This is a genomic window from Kitasatospora sp. NPDC002965 (assembly GCF_040611255.1).
In the GTDB taxonomy this organism is placed as follows: Bacteria; Actinomycetota; Actinomycetes; order Streptomycetales; family Streptomycetaceae; genus Kitasatospora.
Genome location: NZ_JBEXNT010000059.1, coordinates 1 through 16519 on the forward strand (window position 1 = coordinate 1; position 16519 = coordinate 16519).

17 protein-coding genes are annotated in these 16519 nt (G+C 73.7%); 5 read left to right on the forward strand and 12 right to left on the reverse strand.

What is annotated here, in order from left to right:
- Positions 1 to 181 precede the first annotated feature (181 nt).
- The 8 genes from ABZY91_RS22455 to ABZY91_RS22490 all read right to left on the reverse strand — a co-directional run bounded on the left by ABZY91_RS22455 (position 182) and on the right by ABZY91_RS22490 (position 7016).
- Positions 182 to 814, reverse strand: a complete 633-nt coding sequence (locus tag ABZY91_RS22455) for a TOPRIM nucleotidyl transferase/hydrolase domain-containing protein (RefSeq protein ID WP_355404736.1) — start codon at positions 812 to 814, stop codon at positions 182 to 184.
- 112 nt (positions 815 to 926) lie between these two features.
- Positions 927 to 2120 carry an MFS transporter gene (locus ABZY91_RS22460; protein ID WP_355404738.1) on the reverse strand — a complete coding sequence of 398 codons (1194 nt, stop codon included), beginning with the start codon at positions 2118 to 2120 and terminating at the stop codon, positions 927 to 929.
- Between the two features lie 178 nt (positions 2121 to 2298).
- Positions 2299 to 2658, reverse strand: coding sequence for a helix-turn-helix transcriptional regulator (locus ABZY91_RS22465; RefSeq protein ID WP_329881479.1), 360 nt, complete (start codon positions 2656 to 2658; stop codon positions 2299 to 2301).
- Between the two features lie 91 nt (positions 2659 to 2749).
- The gene (locus ABZY91_RS22470; protein ID WP_355404740.1) at positions 2750 to 3343 is read right to left on the reverse strand and encodes a hypothetical protein; all 594 of its coding nucleotides are present in this window, start codon (positions 3341 to 3343) and stop codon (positions 2750 to 2752) included.
- Entirely contained in the window at positions 3340 to 4656 is a 1317-nt protein-coding gene (locus ABZY91_RS22475; RefSeq protein ID WP_355404742.1) for a hypothetical protein, read from the reverse strand. Before ABZY91_RS22475 ends, ABZY91_RS22470 begins: the two co-directional genes overlap by 4 nt.
- 66 nt (positions 4657 to 4722) lie before the next feature.
- Positions 4723 to 5535, reverse strand: a complete 813-nt coding sequence (locus ABZY91_RS22480; RefSeq protein ID WP_355404744.1) for an ATP-binding cassette domain-containing protein — start codon at positions 5533 to 5535, stop codon at positions 4723 to 4725.
- A gap of 126 nt (positions 5536 to 5661) precedes the next feature.
- A complete protein-coding gene (locus ABZY91_RS22485; RefSeq protein ID WP_355404746.1) occupies positions 5662 to 6489 on the reverse strand; it encodes a zf-HC2 domain-containing protein in 828 nt (275 codons plus the stop codon).
- Positions 6486 to 7016 (reverse strand): sigma-70 family RNA polymerase sigma factor, encoded by a 531-nt coding sequence (locus ABZY91_RS22490; protein WP_355404748.1) that lies wholly within the window; start codon positions 7014 to 7016, stop codon positions 6486 to 6488. Before ABZY91_RS22490 ends, ABZY91_RS22485 begins: the two co-directional genes overlap by 4 nt.
- Positions 7017 to 7216: 200 nt before the next feature.
- On the opposite strand from ABZY91_RS22490, the gene ABZY91_RS22495 reads away from it, so the two are divergent.
- The 3 genes from ABZY91_RS22495 to ABZY91_RS22505 all read left to right on the forward strand — a co-directional run bounded on the left by ABZY91_RS22495 (position 7217) and on the right by ABZY91_RS22505 (position 9780).
- Positions 7217 to 7990: a hypothetical protein gene (locus ABZY91_RS22495; protein WP_355404750.1), complete on the forward strand. Its 774-nt coding sequence runs from the start codon at positions 7217 to 7219 to the stop codon at positions 7988 to 7990.
- 336 nt (positions 7991 to 8326) lie between these two features.
- A complete protein-coding gene (locus tag ABZY91_RS22500; RefSeq protein ID WP_355404752.1) occupies positions 8327 to 8812 on the forward strand; it encodes a hemerythrin domain-containing protein in 486 nt (161 codons plus the stop codon).
- A gap of 149 nt (positions 8813 to 8961) precedes the next feature.
- Positions 8962 to 9780, forward strand: a complete 819-nt coding sequence (locus ABZY91_RS22505) for a DUF1206 domain-containing protein (protein WP_355404754.1) — start codon at positions 8962 to 8964, stop codon at positions 9778 to 9780.
- A 113-nt stretch (positions 9781 to 9893) separates the two neighbouring features.
- On the opposite strand, the gene ABZY91_RS22510 is transcribed toward ABZY91_RS22505, so the two are convergent.
- From ABZY91_RS22510 to ABZY91_RS22520, 3 genes are all read right to left on the reverse strand, one after another.
- Positions 9894 to 11336, reverse strand: coding sequence for a SulP family inorganic anion transporter (locus ABZY91_RS22510; protein WP_329948527.1), 1443 nt, complete (start codon positions 11334 to 11336; stop codon positions 9894 to 9896).
- Between the two features lie 186 nt (positions 11337 to 11522).
- Positions 11523 to 13076, reverse strand: a complete 1554-nt coding sequence (locus ABZY91_RS22515) for a DEAD/DEAH box helicase (protein ID WP_329881488.1) — start codon at positions 13074 to 13076, stop codon at positions 11523 to 11525.
- A 372-nt stretch (positions 13077 to 13448) separates the two neighbouring features.
- Positions 13449 to 13652 (reverse strand): cold-shock protein, encoded by a 204-nt coding sequence (locus ABZY91_RS22520; RefSeq protein WP_030918248.1) that lies wholly within the window; start codon positions 13650 to 13652, stop codon positions 13449 to 13451.
- Positions 13653 to 14179: 527 nt separating this feature from the next.
- Between ABZY91_RS22520 and ABZY91_RS22525 the strand changes: the two genes are divergently transcribed.
- Positions 14180 to 14407 carry a hypothetical protein gene (locus ABZY91_RS22525; RefSeq protein WP_329881489.1) on the forward strand — a complete coding sequence of 76 codons (228 nt, stop codon included), beginning with the start codon at positions 14180 to 14182 and terminating at the stop codon, positions 14405 to 14407.
- Between the two features lie 123 nt (positions 14408 to 14530).
- Here the strand turns inward: ABZY91_RS22525 and ABZY91_RS22530 are convergent, their stop codons facing one another.
- Positions 14531 to 15709 carry a CapA family protein gene (locus ABZY91_RS22530; protein WP_355404758.1) on the reverse strand — a complete coding sequence of 393 codons (1179 nt, stop codon included), beginning with the start codon at positions 15707 to 15709 and terminating at the stop codon, positions 14531 to 14533.
- A gap of 308 nt (positions 15710 to 16017) precedes the next feature.
- Between ABZY91_RS22530 and ABZY91_RS22535 the strand changes: the two genes are divergently transcribed.
- Complete coding sequence (locus tag ABZY91_RS22535; protein WP_355404760.1) at positions 16018 to 16422, forward strand: nuclear transport factor 2 family protein; 405 nt, start codon at positions 16018 to 16020, stop codon at positions 16420 to 16422.
- Positions 16423 to 16519 lie beyond the last annotated feature (97 nt).

Here is a 16519-nt window from a genome sequence, read left to right on the forward strand (position 1 = left end):
CCCCGCGCGGCCCGGGGGCGGTGGGTGGGGGGGGGTTCCCCGCCCCCCCCCCGCACCGCACCGCACAACCGTCCTCCCTGATCCGGTGCGGAGGGGCGGCACGGCGGTCCCGCCCGCCGTTGCGCACGAACCCGCGGCCACCCGCTGACACGGATCCCCGCAGCGCGCCCCTCCTGCCCGGTCACAGGCAGGCGAGCAGCCCCGCGAGGGGCGCGGGTACCTGCCCGAGGTCGACGGCCTCCGCCAGGAGGCGCCCGTAGCGGATCTTGCGGCCCTTCTTCGTACCGAGGAAGCGCCGCATCTGCTGCTCCGGCGGCTCGCCCCGGTGGGCGGGCTGGCGTCCGAAGATCCGCCAGGCCGGGAGATCGCCCTCGACCCGGACGATCTCCTCGATCCGCGCCACACCCAGGGCCCGGATGAGTTCGTCCTCCAGGTCCGCCGAGCACACGAAGAACCCCTCGCGCGGCGCGCGGGCCCGATCCAGACCGCGGTCGTAGAAGCCCTGCTCGCCCACGTCGCAGAGGCCGACGAGCCGCAGACCCAGCCCGGGCGGCCCGAGCAGGCCGGCGTAGCGGCCGACGCACATGGCTCCGCCCATGGGGACGGCGCACACGCCCTCGGCGGGCAGGTCCCTACCGCAGCGCGCCGCCAGCGCCTCGACGGCCTCCAGGTCGCTCGGCCCTTCCAGCAGCACCGCGGTCCGCACGCCGAGCCGCGCCGCCAGTTCCCTCGCCGCCGACTCCCGCGCCGGTTCCTCGGGGCCGCCCGCCGCCCAGCCGACGACCGCGTCCCGGAACGCTCTCATGTCCACCACAGGGCGATTCTGCTCCTGCGCACGCGATCGGGCACGGATTTTTCCGCGCACCACGGCCGCCGCACGCTCCCGGCCGTGCTCCACCCGCCCGGCGAGCCCGGCCGCTTCGGGATCACGTACGACCTCGGGAACGACCGGCACGGCCTGGGCCCGCCGCAACGGCCGGCCCGAGGCGCCGCCGCAGCAGGACGGCGGCCAGCGCGACGAGGGCGAACGCCGCTCCGGCCCACGGCAGCCGGTGCGCGCCCAGCGAGGACACCACGAGCCCGCCCGCCGCGCTGCCGAGGGTGATCCCGAGGTTGGAGAAGGAGATGAAGAGGCTGTTGCCGAACTCGGGCGCGTCCTGGGCGTCCCGGGCCAGCCAGCTCTGGCTGACGACGAGTCCGCCCGAGTGCACCGCCCCCCAGAGCAGCACGCCGACGGCCATCGGCACGGTCCACGGTCCGACCACGTAGACCACGGCGTAGACGAGTACGTAGAACACCGGGAAGGCGGTCACCGTGCGGACCGGGTCCCGTTCCAGCATCCGGCCGAAGAGGAGGTTCCCGGCGACCATCACGATCCCGAACGCCATCAGTGCGGTGCCGACCTGGGAGCCGCTCAGCCGGGTGACCTGCTCCAGGTATTCGGCGAAGTACCCGTAGACCGAGAACATCGCCGCGAACACGGCCACGACGGCCAGCACCGCCAGCCAGAGCCGGGGGCGCCGCAGGATCAGCAACTGGTCTCCGTAGGAGAGCCGCTCCTCCGACCGCATGGACGGGAAGAGGGCCAGCACGCCGAGGAGGGCGAGGAGGTTGACACCCGCACCGAACCAGAACGCGGCGGCGAGGGACAGGTGTTCGGCGAGGTAGGAGGTGAGCGGCACCCCGAAGGCGAACCCGACCGTGACGCCGGCGAAGACGGTCGTCGCGGCCCGGGTGGCCCGCTGCGCCGGGACGAGCCGGGCCGCGGCGGTGAGCGCGACCGAGAAGAACACCGGGTGGAACACCGCCGGGATCACCCGGAAGACGAACATCACCTCGAACCGGTCGGTCAGCGCGTAGACGGCGTTGGAGACGGCGAACACGGCGAGCGCGGTCGCGAGGACCGTCTTGCGGGGGACGGCGGAGGCCAGGAGGGTCGTGAACGGCCCGGTGGCGGCGACCACGAGCGCGAAGACGCCGACCAGCCATCCGGCCGTGGACGGCGCGACGCCCAACTCCTCGGATATGCGGGGCAGGACGCCGACGACGCCCATCTCCGTGGTGATGATCCCGAACACCCCCAGGGCGAGGGTCAGGACGACGAGACCGGTCTTTCGCATGGCAGCCTTTCGCGCCCGGCCCCCGGAGGACGGCTCACCGCCCGCCCGCAGCCCCGTGAGACCGAGCTACAAATCTAGATAATTAGATGGATGAAGTCGAAAAAAAGGGCCCCGGGGCGGCCCGGCGCCGCGAGGCGCCGGGCCGGCCGACAAGGCCCCGCGGCCCGCCCGAGAAGCCTCAGAGCTCGTCGCGGACGTAGGCGGCGAACGCCGCGATCGTTTCCTCGTTGCGCCGGTAGAAGGTCCACTTGCCGACGCGTTCCGACACGAGCAGCCCGGCGTCCCGCAGGATCTGCAGGTAGCCGGAGACGACCGACTGCGCCAGTCCCGACTGCTCCCGGATGTCCGTCACGCACACGCCGATGTGGAACCCCACACCGCGCTCACGGTAGTAGTCCTCGTCGAAGTAGCGCTCGGGCGTCTTCAGCCAGCGCAGGAAGTCCGCGCGCGCCGGGTTCGCGAGCGCCTTGTGAACGGCCAGCGGATCCACCGCCCCACACTCCCTCCGCACGACGACTACGACGACCCCGTAAGACATATCTAATATTCTCGATACGAAGAAACATGTCAAGCTCGGCCGGCGGGCCTCCGGGGGCGCGCGGCGCCTCCGGAGGACCGGCGCACCCCGTTCACCAGCGGCTGCCCCGCCAGGTGTAGGCGGCGGCGCCCACGACCGTCAGCGCGACGGCGACCGTCGTGGAGATGACGGTGCGGGGGTCCTGCACCATCCAGGTCAGCGCCTGCCCGCCGGGAGAGTTCCGGGACCCCACCGTCAGCATGACCAGGGCCCAGCCGACCGGCGGGGCCCAGGCCGCGTGCGCCCCCAGCAGCACCGCGGCGAGAGCGGTCACCGCGCTCAGGGCCAGACCGGCCAGCACGAGGTTGCCGAGCGGCACGGCGTGCGTCCGCTCTCCGGCGATCGGACGGACCGCGATCAGCAGGCCGAGGAGGACCGCACCCAGCAGCGCCAGGTGGAGGAAGCGGATCAGCCGCCAGGGGACGGGCGTCCCGCGCTCCAGTTCCTCGTCCGGGCCGGAGAGCGTCCGGGAGATCGCCGCGACGCCCAGCACCAGGGCGGTCAGACCGATCGTCCGGGACATGCCCGGATCGTCGAGCCGGAATCCGGCCCAGGAGACGCCGGCTGCGGCGAGGAAGACCAGGACGGTCGCCGGGATCGCCCGGCTGCGCAGGTGCAGCACGAGGCCACGCAGACCCGGGGTCACCGGCCCGCCTCCCGACCCATGACGACGGCCAGCGGGTCCCCGCAGGTCAGCCCGGCCCTGCGGCCGTCCCCGATCCGCCGGCGGCGCTCCTCGATCGGCAGCGCGCGCAGCGTGTCGTAGGCCTGGCGGGCGGCGGGGCTCAGCTTGTCGGTGGGGGTGTCCAGGAGCGCCGCGGTGATCGCACCGGAGGCGTCGAACGCACGGCGCTGCTCCTCCTGGCCGTCGAAGCAGCCCGGGTCGACGGTGGCCTCCTGGGCCACGATCGAGAGGACCGCGTCAGGTTCCCACCGGATGCCGCCCTCCCTGGTCCGGTACGGAAGCGCGACCCTGACCGTGTCGAGATCGGCACCGGCCGTCGGCCTGCCGTCGTCGAACATCCAGCTCACCTGGTCCTCCTGCACCCGCTTCGGGCCGCCGGGCACCTCGGCGAAGGCTTCGAGCACCTTCCGCGCGGGCGCGATGAGGTCCTGCAGGGCCCTGCTGTGCACCTGGGTGACACAGATCCGGTCGTCGCCCGGTGCGCAGACCAGGGCGGTGGCCGCCGGGGCGGGGACGATCGCGCCCGACGGCGCCAGTACCGCTCCGAGGGCCACCCCGGCCACGGCCGGCGCCAGGGCGAGGGCCCGGGCGCGCGAGGTGACCGCGACGGCCAGCAGCACGCCGGTGGCCCCGAGGCCGGCGAACCAGATGCCCTGGGCCAGCGAGAAGGCGGGCAGCACCCGGTGGAAGTCGTCCGTGACCGGCAGCATCGGCAGCACCGTGTCCACCAGGCGGTTGGCCGGGCGGCCGTCCCGCACCTGGGCGAACGTCAGGGCCAGGAACAGCAGCACCGCGCCCAGCGGCGCCGCGACCGGCGCGGGTGCCACCCGACCGACACCCAGCCCGACCAGGGTGACGGCGACGGCGGCGAGCAGTCCCACCGCGAGACCGAGCGGCCACTCGCCGCCGTCGAAGGTCGCGTTCCCGGCGACCACGACCGCCGCCCACCCCACCACCGCCGCCACGGCGAGCGCCGCCGTACCGGCGAACACCAGGAAGGCGGGCAGCAGACGGACCCGGTGCGGCCGCGGCGTGGCGGCGAACAGCTCGGAGACCTCGGCGCGCCGCTCCCGCCCGCCGTGCCAGATCGCGGCGGCCAGCACCACCGGCAGCACGATCCAGGCCGTCCCCCGCATCGAGTGGACCAGGGGCGTCCAACTGGCCGCCCACTGCTGGACGTCCATCCAGAGGAAGACACGGGTCAGGGCGGCCACCACCAGGAACAGCAGCAGGGCGATCGAGCGCTTCGCCTCCAGGCGCAGCATGCGGAACATCACGGACTCCGATTCGTCGGGGATCAGGGCGGGCAGGGGTGTCGGACGGTGGTCGTGCCGCGTCGCCTATCCCCCGGCCCCGACCTTCCCCTCCCGGTGCCGGCGCAGGAGGGCGGAGTAGCCTCGCTCGATCTCGCTGTCGCCCGGGTCCGCGTCGGTGCCCGCGGCGCGGAGCCGGTCGACGTCGCCCGCGAAGACCGTGCCGCCCTCGTACATCAGCACGACACCGGCGCAGGCGGCGCCGATGTCCTCGACGAGGTGCGTGGAGACCAGGACGCAGGACTGTGCGCCGATGTCGCGCAGCAGGGCACGGAACTCCATGCGCTGGGCCGGGTCCAGGCCGACGGTCGGCTCGTCGAGCAGCAGGATGTCGGGGTCGTTGACGATCGCCTGGGCGATGCCGGCCCGGCGCAGCATGCCGCCGGAGAGCGACCCCATGCGGTCGTCGGCCCGGCCGGTCAGGTCCACGCGGTCGATGGCGTGCTGCACCGCGTCGGCGGTCCGCCGGCCCGGCACCTCCTTGAGCCAGGCCATGTACTCGACGAACTCCCTGACGGTGAAACGCCGGTAGTGTCCGAACGCCTGCGGCAGGTAGCCCAACCGGCGGCGGAGTTCACGCAGTTCGCCCCGGGTGCGACGCGCGCTGCCCAGGAGCTCCAGCTCGCCGCCGTGCGGGGTCAGGACGGTGGCGAGCGTACGGATCAGGGTGGTCTTGCCCGCCCCGTTGGGGCCGAGCAGGCCGTGCACGCCGACGCCCAGCTTCAGGTCGACCCCGTCGACGGCGGAGCGGCGGCCCCGCCGGACGGTCAGCGCGTGGGCCTGGATGTGATGGGCGTAGCCGGTGGGCGCGATCTCGCTCGCGATGCCGGTTCCGGGCATGGTCGTGTCTCCTCGCGGTGCGGGTGAAGGGGGTACGGGTGAAGGGCGCCGCGCGCCACGTGCAGGGGCGCCGTGCGGAACGGTCGCTGCGCGGAACGGGCTCCGCACGTAACGGCGTTGCGGTGTTCAGCGCTGGCGCGCGCGGGCCTCGCGGGGGTGCAGGTAGGCCCTGTGGCAGAGGACCACGGCGACACCCAGGACAGCGGTCGCGGCCGCCCATCCCGGGGCCGCGGACTCCTGCAGGTAGAACGGGACGGTCTTGCCGTCGACGGCGGGGACGACCACGAACAGGGCCCATCCGGCGCCCAGCCCGGTGGTGGCGCGCTGGATTCCCACCAGGCTGCCCAGCGCCAGGCCCGCACACGTCAACGCGAGGGCCGGCAACAGGACCAGCGCGGACGCGGCGCCGGTGATCCCGCCGGCGACCGCCAGAGCCGGGATGACGAGGGTCAGCACGGCCAGGGTCCGCCGCAGGACCAGACCGAGCCCCGACCGGGGCGTCGTGGCGATCAGCTCGTGGACCGGATCGGAGTGCGGGCCCCAGCTCAGCGCCACGCCCAGCAGCGGCATCACCGGCGCGAGCAGGAGCAGGGTCGGCGAGTCCCGCAGGACGGCCGACGACAGCACCAGGGCGCCGAGGACGACGAGGACGACCGCCGCCACCCACGGCCCGAGCGCCGGCGCCGCCCACCGGGCCAGTTCGCTCCGCACCCGTCGCCACCGGCGCCGGCGCACCGGCGTCAGGGTCGCCGTCAGGCGCTCGCGCACCTGCTCCATCAGCAGGGTGTCGGCCGGGCGGTGGGCGAGGGACACCTCCCTCAACACGGCCTGGCAGACGGCGCACCGCTCCAGGTGGGCCTCCAGCGTCCACAGCGCACCCGCACTGGGCCCGGTCGGGGCGCCGGGGTCCAGTACGTAGCTCACCAGCAGCTCGCGGGGGACGTGCGCAGTCATGACAGGGCCTTTCGCATGTCGAGGCGGGCACGGCGGGCACGGGTCTTGACGGTGCCCTCGGGGATCCGCAGCAGCTCGGACGTCTCGCGGACCGTCAGCCCGTCGAGCACCATCGCGGTCAGGACCTGGTGCAGCTCGGGAGCCAGCCGGTCCAGCGCCGCACCCAGGTCGCCCCCGATCTCGGCGTCCAGCACCTCGTGCTCGGCCGAGGGCGCCGGGCCCGGGGCGGCGGTCGCCGGCGGGAGGGTGCTGTGCCGGCCGCGTACGCGGAAGGCGTCCACCAGCCGGCGGGCGGCGATCGTCCACAGCCAGCCGCCGGCCTCCTCGCCGCGCATGCTGTCGGCGAAGGACCCGGCCGCCCGCCACACCGCCATGTACGTCTCCTGCAGGACCTCGGCGACGATCTCGTCGTCCGCGCAGCGCCGGCGCAGCCGCGCCGTCAACCACGGGGCGCTGCGCCGGTACAGCTCGTCGAAGGCCGCCGTGTCCCCGCAGGAGATCCGTCGGACCAGCTGGGCCTCGGTCATCGAGGCCGGTGAACGTTTCACGTCCTGGTCTGACGGAGCACGGCGGCTCCCGGTTTTCCTCGGCGGCGTGATCCACGTCACAGCACCGGATCGCGGCGGTCCGGGCGGCGGGGAGGCGGGCTCCCGACCGGTGTCGGCCACCGCAGTCACCCGCTGCGGCCCCCGGCGTCCTGCCCCTGCCCCTGCCGGGACGTCCTCAGGTGCACCAGAAGAGGAACGGCGTGCAGGTGCGGGTCGGCTGCGGGGCGGGTGTGGCCGTCGGCGGCGTCGAGGGCGAGGACGGCGGGCTCGTGACGGGAGGCTGGGTGGTCACCGGGGTCACGGGGGTCGCCGGAGCCGTCGGGGGCGTGCCCGGCACCGACGGGCCCGGCGCCGCCGGACTCGGGCCGACCGGGTCGGGCCCGCGGGTGGTCGCCGACACCGCCGGAGCGCCGCCCCGGGGCGGCGAGGACGGGGCCGCGGTCGGGGCGGAGGCGGACGCGGAGAGGGGGGCGGTGGGTGATGCGGCGGCGGAGGGCGGGCGGCTGCCGGAGCGCTGCGGGGTGGGCGGCCCCTGCGCCCCGGTCGCGGACGGCGGCGCGCCGGACACCGTCGGCTGCGGGGTCGGGACGTGCTGCGGCACGGTGGCCACCGGCTGTTCGGCCGCCGGTGCGGGCGGCACCCCCTCCGAGCCGTTCGCCGCCAGCGTCACGGCTCCCAGCCCCACGACGGCCAGGCCGACCACGGACACCACGATCCGCCCCGGCCTTCGCCGTATCCGCCGCGGGTTCGCGCGACCTCCGGTCCGGCCGACGGTCCGACCGTCGCCGCGCCCGGCCGGCAGCGGCACCGGCCCCGGCACGCCGGGCTGCGGGCGCGTCACCGCCGCGGCGTCCGCCGGTCGGTACGCCACCGGCTCCGGACCGGTCGCCGGCGCCCCGCAGCCGGGGCAGGCCAGAGCGCCGTTCAGGTGGCGTCGGCAGGGTGCGCAGTAGTCCATGTGATCTTCCCGTGTTGCCGGGCGGCCGGCTCGCGCCGGTCCTCGTCCGTCGCCGCCGGCCCCGCGCACTTCGTCGTGCGCATGCGGAGCCTAGGCAGCCCGGCTGTGGGGGTTCCACACCGTGCTGTGAGTTTTCTGGAGAGATGCCGTGTGCCGGCCGCCCCCCCGGGCCCTGCGGCGGACACGCCGTCACCCGGGCACCGGGGACCTGACCGTGCCCCGGATCCTGCTTGCCGTACCGGCGCGTCGCGTGGTCGGATGGCCGGGCATCGCGTGCCGGTGACGGACTGCGTCAGGCATGGAGGTGCGGAACCGAAGGGGACCGCCGACCTTGGCCTCCCAGGATCGCGACCGTGCAGCCGCGCTGAGCCTGCAGCTCGCACGAGCACATGAGGAACTGCGCCGCCTGATCACCGGGATCAGGACGGATCTCGGGCACCGCCGCCTGAGCGACGACACACTCGTCACCCACTGCCTGGCCTTCTGCGCCGCCCTGGAGTCGCACCACCGCGGCGAGGACGACGGGATGTTCTCCCACCTGCTGCGGGAACGCCCCGATCTCGCGCCGACGGTCGCGAAGCTCGTCGAGGACCACGGGATGATCTCCTCGATCCTGTCCCGCGTCGGTGAACTCGCGCACCGGGCCACCGAATCGCGGGGCCCGGCCCTCGACGCGATCGGGCGCGAGCTCGACGGACTGGCGGCCGTCATGGAGTCCCATTTCGGCTACGAGGAACGGGCGATCAGCGAGGCGCTCGACAGGTCCGGACCGGCTGCCGACTGGCCCGACAGGGTCTTCCGGTTCGGTACGGCGTGAGCCGGCGGGGCGGCGCACCGCCGCCCCACCGCCCCCGTTCCCCGCCCTCCGCACGCCCGGCGCCCGGCGGGGCGACTACCTGCGGCCGACGCGGGCACACGCTCTCCCGGGCGGGCGCAGGGCGCGCCCCGGACGAAGGGGGAGTCGCCGTGTCCACTGCCACGCAGACCCGGCAGCACCGTGGGGATTCCGCGGACCGACTGCTACGCCTGGCCGGCCGGGGAGGGTTCACCGCCCGCGGCCTCGTCTACGTCGTGGTCGGCTACCTCGCCCTGCGGATCGCCCTGCTGGGCGGCGGCTCGGAGGAGGCCGACCGCCAGGGCGCGCTCCGGCAGATCGCGGACCAGCCCTTCGGCCGCGCGCTGCTGTGGCTGCTGGCCGTGGGCTTCGCATGCATGACGATCTGGCGCGCCTCGGCCGCCGCCTTCGGTGAGCGGGGCCGCAAGAAGACCACCAGCAGGCTGCTCAACGCCGGGCGCGCGGCGTTCTACGCGTCGGTCTGCTGGGGAACCGCGGCGTTCGCCGCCGGGTCCGGGGGCGGGTCCGACAGCGACAGTGCGTCCAAGGACTGGACGGCCACCGTGCTGGGCCGGACCGGTGGCCGGTTCCTGGTCTCGGCCGCCGGTCTGGTCCTGATCGGGGTCGGAGTCGGGATCGCCGTCCGGGCGGCCCTGCGGAAGTTCCTGCGCAAGATGGACACGGCCGCCATGGGGCGGCGGACCCGCGCCGCGGTCACGGCCGGCGGGATCGCCGGCAACGTCGCCCGCGGCGTGGTGTTCGTCGGCGTCGGCGTCCACACCCTGATCGCGGCCGTCCGCTTCGACCCGGCGCAGGCCAAGGGCGTCGACGACACCCTGCGCTCCTTCGCGGCCACGCCGGTCGGCCCGTGGCTGCTGGCGGTCCTGGCCCTGGGGTTGCTGCTGTTCGGCGTCTTCTCCCTCGCCTCCGTCCGCTGGCGACGCTTCTGACGCCTGCTGCCGAGCGTCACGGGCAGGCCGAACACCCACCGCCCGCGGGCGTCCGCCGCGTCGCCCGGAGCCGGCACGGGTGCGGGTACGGGTGCGGGTGCGGGTGCGGGCCCTCAGTGGCTGGTGAGTTCACCGCTGAGGGTCCGGTGGAGCCGCGCGCTGGACTGGTTGAGGCCGACGATCTCGACCGTCTTCCCGTGCTTGGCGTACTTGGCCTCGACGGCGTCGAGGGCGGCCACGGAGGAGGCGTCCCAGATGTGCGCAGCCGAGAGGTCGATGACGACCCTGGCCGGGTCGTTCACGTAGTCGAACCGGCCCGCGAGCTCGTTGCTGGAGGCGAAGAACAGCTCGCCGGTCACCGCGTACACCACCTCGCCGCCCTCGGGGTCGGTGACGGCCGTGACATCGGCGAGACGGGCGACGCGCTTCGCGAAGATGACCACGGCCGTGACCGAGCCGACGGCGACACCGACCGCGAGGTTGCCGGTCGCGACGACCACCGCGACCGTGATCACCATGACGGTGATCTCCCCGGCGGGCATCCGCTTCAGCGTCCTCGGGGCCACGGAGTGCCAGTCGAAGGTCGCGAAGCAGACCATCACCATGACGGCGACCAGGGCGGCCATCGGGATGTCCGACACCACGGGGCCGAACACGATGCACAGCACCATCAGGAACACGCCCGCCAGGAAGGTCGACAGGCGGGTCCGGGCGCCGGACACCTTCACGTTGATCATGGTCTGGCCGATCATCGCGCAACCACCCATGCCGCCGAAGAACCCGGTGACGATGTTCGCGACGCCCTGGCCGATCGACTCGCGCGTCTTGGAGGAGCGGGTGTCGGTGATCTCGTCGACGAGCTTGGCGGTCATCAGCGACTCCATCAGCCCGACCAGCGCCATCGCGACGGCGTAGGGGGCGACGGTGGTCAGCGTGTCCAGGGTGAACGGCACGTCCGGCAGGCCGGGGACGGGGAGGGAGGACGGCAGGTCGCCCTTGTCCCCCACGGTCGGTACCGCGATGCCGGCCGCCACCGTGATCGCGGTGAGGACGACGATGGCCACCAGCGGCGCCGGGACCGCCTTGGTGACCTTCGGGAGGAACACCATCAGCCCGAGGCCGCCGACGAGCAACGGGTAGACCGCCCACGGCACGTCGTGCATCTCGGGGACCTGGGTGAGGAAGATCAGGACGGCCAGGGCGTTGACGAAGCCGACCATGACCGAGCGCGGGACGAAGCGCATCAGCTTCGCCACCCCCAGCGCGCCCAGCGCGATCTGGACGACGCCGCCGAGGATGACCGCGGCGACCAGATGGCCGAGGCCGTGCTCGCGGTTCAGCGGGGCTATCACCAGGGCGACGGCGCCGGTGGCGGCGGAGATCATCGCCGCCCGGCCGCCGACCACCGAGATCACCACCGCCATGGTGAAGGAGGCGAACAGGCCGATCTTCGGGTCGACACCGGCGATGATCGAGAACGAGATGGCCTCGGGGATCAGCGCGAGCGCGACCACCAGACCGGCCATCGCCTCGGTGCGGAGGACCTTCGCCGACAGCCGGGTCGGGAAGGGGACGCGTGAACGCGGGGCGGCGGGCGGGGAAGTCTGCAAGACGGAGTGGACCTGTCGTACTCGGGCGCGACCGGCGGTGCACGCAAGAAGGGGATCGCGGGAGCCCGGGCGACCGTCGTCCGTCCGGCGCGGGGACCGCCGTGGCGGACCCCGCGCCTTAGGCCGTTCCGCCTACGCGGCCAGGGCGATGCGCCTCGGCGACCGCCGACGGGCACCCGTGGTGCTCTGCGGGCTGCGCCCGGTCTCGCCGGAGCGGCCACGGCGCTCGCCGCCGCCCGCGTAGGCCCTGCGGCGGGGGCGCTCGACGACGGGGTCGGGGATCACCACGGGCACCCCGGTGGGCACCCGGGCCCCGGTGATGCGGGCGAGCTCCTCGTCGCCGGGGTGGACCCGGGTGGAGGTGGGGGTGATGCCGGCGGTGGCCATCAGACGGGTCATCTCACGGCGCTGGTTGGGCAGCACCAGCGTGACGACGGTGCCGGACTCCCCCGCGCGGGCGGTGCGTCCGCCCCGGTGCAGGTAGTCCTTGTGGTCGGCCGGCGGGTCCAGGTTGACGACCAGGTCGAGCCCGTCGACGTGGATGCCACGGGCGGCGACGTTGGTCGCGATCAGCGCCGTCACCTGGCCGGAGCGGAACTGCTCCAGGGTCCGGGTGCGCTGCGGCTGGGACTTGCCCCCGTGCAGGGCCGCGGCCTTCACGCCGTTCGCGAGGAGGTCCTCCACCAGGCGGTCCGCACCGTGCTTGGTGTCGGTGAACATGATCACGCCGCCCTCGCGGGAGGCGATGTGCGCGATCGTGGCGTTCTTGTCGAAGTTCTGCACATGCAGCACGTGGTGCTCCATGGTGCTGACCGCGGCCGCGGACGGGTCCACCGAATGGGTGACCGGGTCGTTGAGGAAGCGGCGCACCAGCCGGTCCACGTTGCGGTCCAGGGTCGCGGAGAACAGCATCGTCTGGCAGCCCTCGGCGACCTGCTCCAGCAACTCGGTGACCTGCGGCAGGAAGCCCATGTCGGCCATCTGGTCGGCCTCGTCGAGCACCGCGACACCGACCCCGTCCAGCTGGCAGTCGCCACGCTGGATCAGGTCCTTGAGCCGACCGGGGGTGGCCACCACGACCTCCGCCCCGCGGTTCAGCGTCTGCGCCTGACGGCCGATCGACATCCCGCCCACCGCGGTCGCCATCCGCAGTCGCACCGCGTGGGCGTACGGGGTGAGCGCCTCGGTGACCTGCTGAGCGAGCTCACGGGTGGGGACCAGCACCAGCGCCAGCGGGCGGCGCGGCTCGGCCCGCTGCCCCGCGATGTTGGCCAGTACGGCGAGACCGAACGCGATGGTCTTGCCCGAACCCGTCCGACCGCGGCCGAGGACGTCGCGCCCCGCCAGCGAGTTCGGCAGCGTGGCGGCCTGGATCGGGAATGGCGAGGTGACGCCCCGGCGGGTCAGCGTCGCCAGCAGCGCGTTCGGCATGTCCAGTTCGTCGAACGACTCGACGGCCGGAAGCGCCGGGGTGACGGTGACGGGCATGGCGAATTCACCCTGCGGAGTGGAATTCTGACGACCCCTCCCGCCGGAGGGGCGCCGCCCGCCACCCGAGCGGGAGCCCGAGCCGGAGGCGAAGCCGCCACCCGAGCGGGAGCCCGACCCGGCGCGGGAGCCGGCGCCGAAGCCGCCTCCGGAGCGGGAGTTGGCGTTCTGGTAGGAGGAACGACTGGAACGGTTCATGCGGAAACCTTCCTCAGGAGCGGCGCGCTTCGAGGAAGGTCCGCAGCGCGGGGCGCCGGCGGAGACCACAAAAAACGAGCCAGAAAGTGTGACGGGCGGAGCGTGGACGGCGAAGCCGTGCGGCACGTCACCCGTGGTCGGCGCTCACCGCAGAGGGCGGGAACGCGGAACCTCGAACCGTGAGCTGTCACGGTCGGGCGCCGATCCGGACGCGGCGCAGTGCGTCTCGCGTGGGAGCGGCCGCCGGTGGCGGAACCGGGGAGCCGGGTAGCCCGGGCGGCCGGGGTCGTTCGGGGAAAAGCCGAGGGGCCCGCACCGGGCATGTACGCGGTGCGGGCCCCTCGCCGCCGGGCGGGTGCCGTGGCGGAAGAACTACAGCGGGCGAATGTTCTCGGCCTGCGGGCCCTTCTGGCCCTGCGTGACGTCGAACTCGACCTTCTGGCCCTCGAGCAGCTCACGGAAGCCGTTGGCGTTGATGTTCGAGTAGTGGGCGAAGACGTCCGGGCCGCCACCCTCCTGCTCGATGAAGCCGAAGCCCTTTTCCGCGTTGAACCACTTCACGGTGCCATTAGCCATAAAAAAAATCTCCTTCAAGGGCTGTCCGGAGCCCGCACGGTGCAGACTCCGAGTCGCCGCGATGATGACCCGCCCGGGGAAGAGCCGGGGAAACAAAAAATGCGCCTGCGCAAAACACCAGCAGGCGCACACAAAGTTCATGGGAACCACTACTGCAACTAACAACGACTCTAGCAGGCCCGAGCCCGCTTCGGTGGAACCTTTCACTCCCGGTTCCTCCGGAGACTCCCCCCGGGCCGCCGATCCGACCCGCCGGAGGCAGCGGCACACCGCGTGACCAGGGACGTTGCCGTCCCCGACGGACTCCTCCCCCCGCCGGAAACTTCCTCACCGGTGCGACACCGCCGGGAGCGGACGGGGCACGGGCGCACCCCCGCGCCACCGGCCCCGCGCCGGCCGCCGCCGACCGCTCCCGCCCCCCGCCGGCACGGCGGCGGCCTCGAACGGTGGGAACGGCGTTCGGGCTTGACCGAATCGAAGTCAACCCGAGGGTCCACTCCCGCAATTTCCGGCGCATACTGAGGGGAATGACGAAACCACCAGCAGTCCGCCGGCCCCTGCCCACCAGCCCCTTCAAAGCTCCTGCCGAGGCACCTCGCAAGCGGTTCGCCGTGGGCGACCGTGTCACCCACGACCGCTACGGCCTCGGCCGTGCCATCGAGGTCGAAGGCGACGGGGACATCGCCGTACTCGTCGACTTCGGTTCACGGCAGGAACGCATCACCCAGCCGTACACCTCGATGTTCAAGCTCTGACCACGAGGCCCCGGGGCGGCCCGGGGCCTCCTCACACCCTGGCGCGAAGCCGCGCCACCGTCCCCGCCGTCGCACCCGCACGTCCGACCGCGCAGTGACGCGGCCCGTGGGGCGCCGGCGGTTTCACGGTGCCATGGTCAGCCCGGCCGAGGCGGCGCCCCGGCTCAGCACGACCGACCGGATGTGGTCGAGCGCCCGGGCGTAGTCGGCCCGACCGGGGTCACTACGGGCGGCCTCCCGCAGGTCGAGAACGCGGTAGGGCGGGCCGAGGTCCGTCACCTGGGGGACGAACTCGGCCTTGGCGACCGTCCATCGCCGCTCCTGTGCGCCCGGCGGGGCGAAGGTGAAGCGGGCGATCGAGCTCCAGTTGCCGCGCGGATCCTCGGCGCCGTCGTAGGTGAACATGTGCCCGGCGAGCTGGTCGCCGAGGCCGTACACCGTCCAGGTGTCGTTGATCTTCTCGTATGCCTGCGGGATGTGGGCGTGTGTACCGAGGACCAGGTCGATGTCGGACCGGCCCTCGCCCTGCCCGGCGGACAGGTCGCGGGCCAGGGTGAGCTGCTGGTCGTTCGGCGCGTCCTGCCACTCGGTGCCCCAGTGGACGCTGACCACCACGACGTCCGCACCGCCCGCCCGGGCCGCGCGCGCGTCGGCGAGGATCCGCTCCCGGTCGATCAGGTTGACCGCCCAGGGTCGGCCCGCCGGCAGCGGGATCCCGTTGGTGCCGTAGGTGTAGGCGAGTTGCGCCACGGTGGTGTCGCCCGCCCGGAGCAGCGCGGGCTTCCCCGCCTCGGCCTCGTCGCGGGCCGAGCCGGTGTGCGCCAGGCCCACGGCGTCCATCGCGTCGAGGGTGCGCCGGATACCGGCCGCCCCGTCGTCGAGGGTGTGGTTGGAGGCGGTGTCGCAGGAGGTGTAACCGGCGTCCTTGAGTGCCCGGGCGACCTGCGGCGGCGACTTGAAGGCCGGGTAGCCGGTGAACGGCCCGCCGTCGGCACCGTAGACGGTCTCCATGTGGCAGATGGCGAGGTCCGCGCCGCTGATCAGCGGCTTGACGCCGGCGAACATCCTGCTGAAGTCGTAGCCGTCGCCACCGGCGTCCTCCTCGGCCTGCCGGATGATCTCGGTGTGCGGCAGCACGTCACCGGTGGCGACCAGCGTGAACGGCCGTGCTCCGGCGGGCGACCCGGTCGCCGTGGGGCTCGGGGCCTCCACCGGCGGCGGAGCGGCCGGGGAGCCGCAGCCGGCGAGGGCGAGGAGCAGCGCGACGGCCGCCGTGGGGGCCGGTCGGCGGGGCAGACGCATGATCGACTCGTCTCGTGGTCGGAAGGAGCGGAAGGAACGGCCGGACCGGAGCCGGACCGGAGCCGGACCGGAGCCGGACCTCCGACTATGCGACGGCCCGGCCGCTCCCCCACCTCCCCCACGCCCTGCTGTCCTCCGGGCGGATCCACCGACGCGGGCACCGCGGTCGGCCGGTCCGGGGCGCCGCCGAGCCGGGCTCCCCTCGTGCGCCGGGCCTTCGGCACCGGCACCGAGTGCCTCGGAAGGCGGCGGGGACGGTCCCCCTCCTAGCATGGGAGGTGGTGTGATGGACCGGAGAGAGGTGCCCGGTGAACGAGCAGAGCATGATCGAGACGGTCCGATCGGTCTACGCGGCCTTCGGCAGCGGCGACGTACCGGGGATCCTGGCCAAGCTCGGCGAGGACGTCGACTGGGCCTCGGAGACGACGTCCACCGCCGCACCGTGGTACGGCGTGCGCCACGGGAAGGCCGAGGTCGCCGAGTTCTTCGAGCAGTTCGGTTCGGCGATGGCAGTGGAGGAGTTCACCCCGCTGGTCTTCGCCGCGAACGACACCGAGGTGCTGACCGTGGTGCGGATGCGGGCTGCCCGCCGGGCCGGCGGGCAGCGGCTGGAGATGAACCTCCACCACCGGTTCGGGTTCCGTGACGGGATGATCGTCCACTACCGCGGCACCGAGGACACCGCGCAGACCGTGGCGGCCTTCGGCTCCTGACCGCTCCGCGCCCCGGGACTCGTCCACGGCCCGTCGCGACCGCCGGATCCCCCGACCGGCCGGCTGCCGGCCCGACCGGCCGGGCCCCTCGCCCGGG

Coding starts and splice junctions, on each gene's coding strand:
- ABZY91_RS22460 (WP_355404738.1), bottom strand. CDS start 2,120: ATGCGAAAGACCGGTCTCGTCGTCCTGACCCTCGCCCTGGGGGTGTTC.
- ABZY91_RS22465 (WP_329881479.1), bottom strand. CDS start 2,658: ATGTCTTACGGGGTCGTCGTAGTCGTCGTGCGGAGGGAGTGTGGGGCG.
- ABZY91_RS22475 (WP_355404742.1), bottom strand. CDS start 4,656: ATGTTCCGCATGCTGCGCCTGGAGGCGAAGCGCTCGATCGCCCTGCTG.
- ABZY91_RS22480 (WP_355404744.1), bottom strand. CDS start 5,535: ATGCCCGGAACCGGCATCGCGAGCGAGATCGCGCCCACCGGCTACGCC.
- ABZY91_RS22485 (WP_355404746.1), bottom strand. CDS start 6,489: ATGACTGCGCACGTCCCCCGCGAGCTGCTGGTGAGCTACGTACTGGAC.
- ABZY91_RS22490 (WP_355404748.1), bottom strand. CDS start 7,016: ATGACCGAGGCCCAGCTGGTCCGACGGATCTCCTGCGGGGACACGGCG.
- ABZY91_RS22515 (WP_329881488.1), bottom strand. CDS start 13,076: ATGAACCGTTCCAGTCGTTCCTCCTACCAGAACGCCAACTCCCGCTCC.
- ABZY91_RS22520 (WP_030918248.1), bottom strand. CDS start 13,652: ATGGCTAATGGCACCGTGAAGTGGTTCAACGCGGAAAAGGGCTTCGGC.
- ABZY91_RS22525 (WP_329881489.1), top strand. CDS start 14,180: ATGACGAAACCACCAGCAGTCCGCCGGCCCCTGCCCACCAGCCCCTTC.
- ABZY91_RS22530 (WP_355404758.1), bottom strand. CDS start 15,709: ATGCGTCTGCCCCGCCGACCGGCCCCCACGGCGGCCGTCGCGCTGCTC.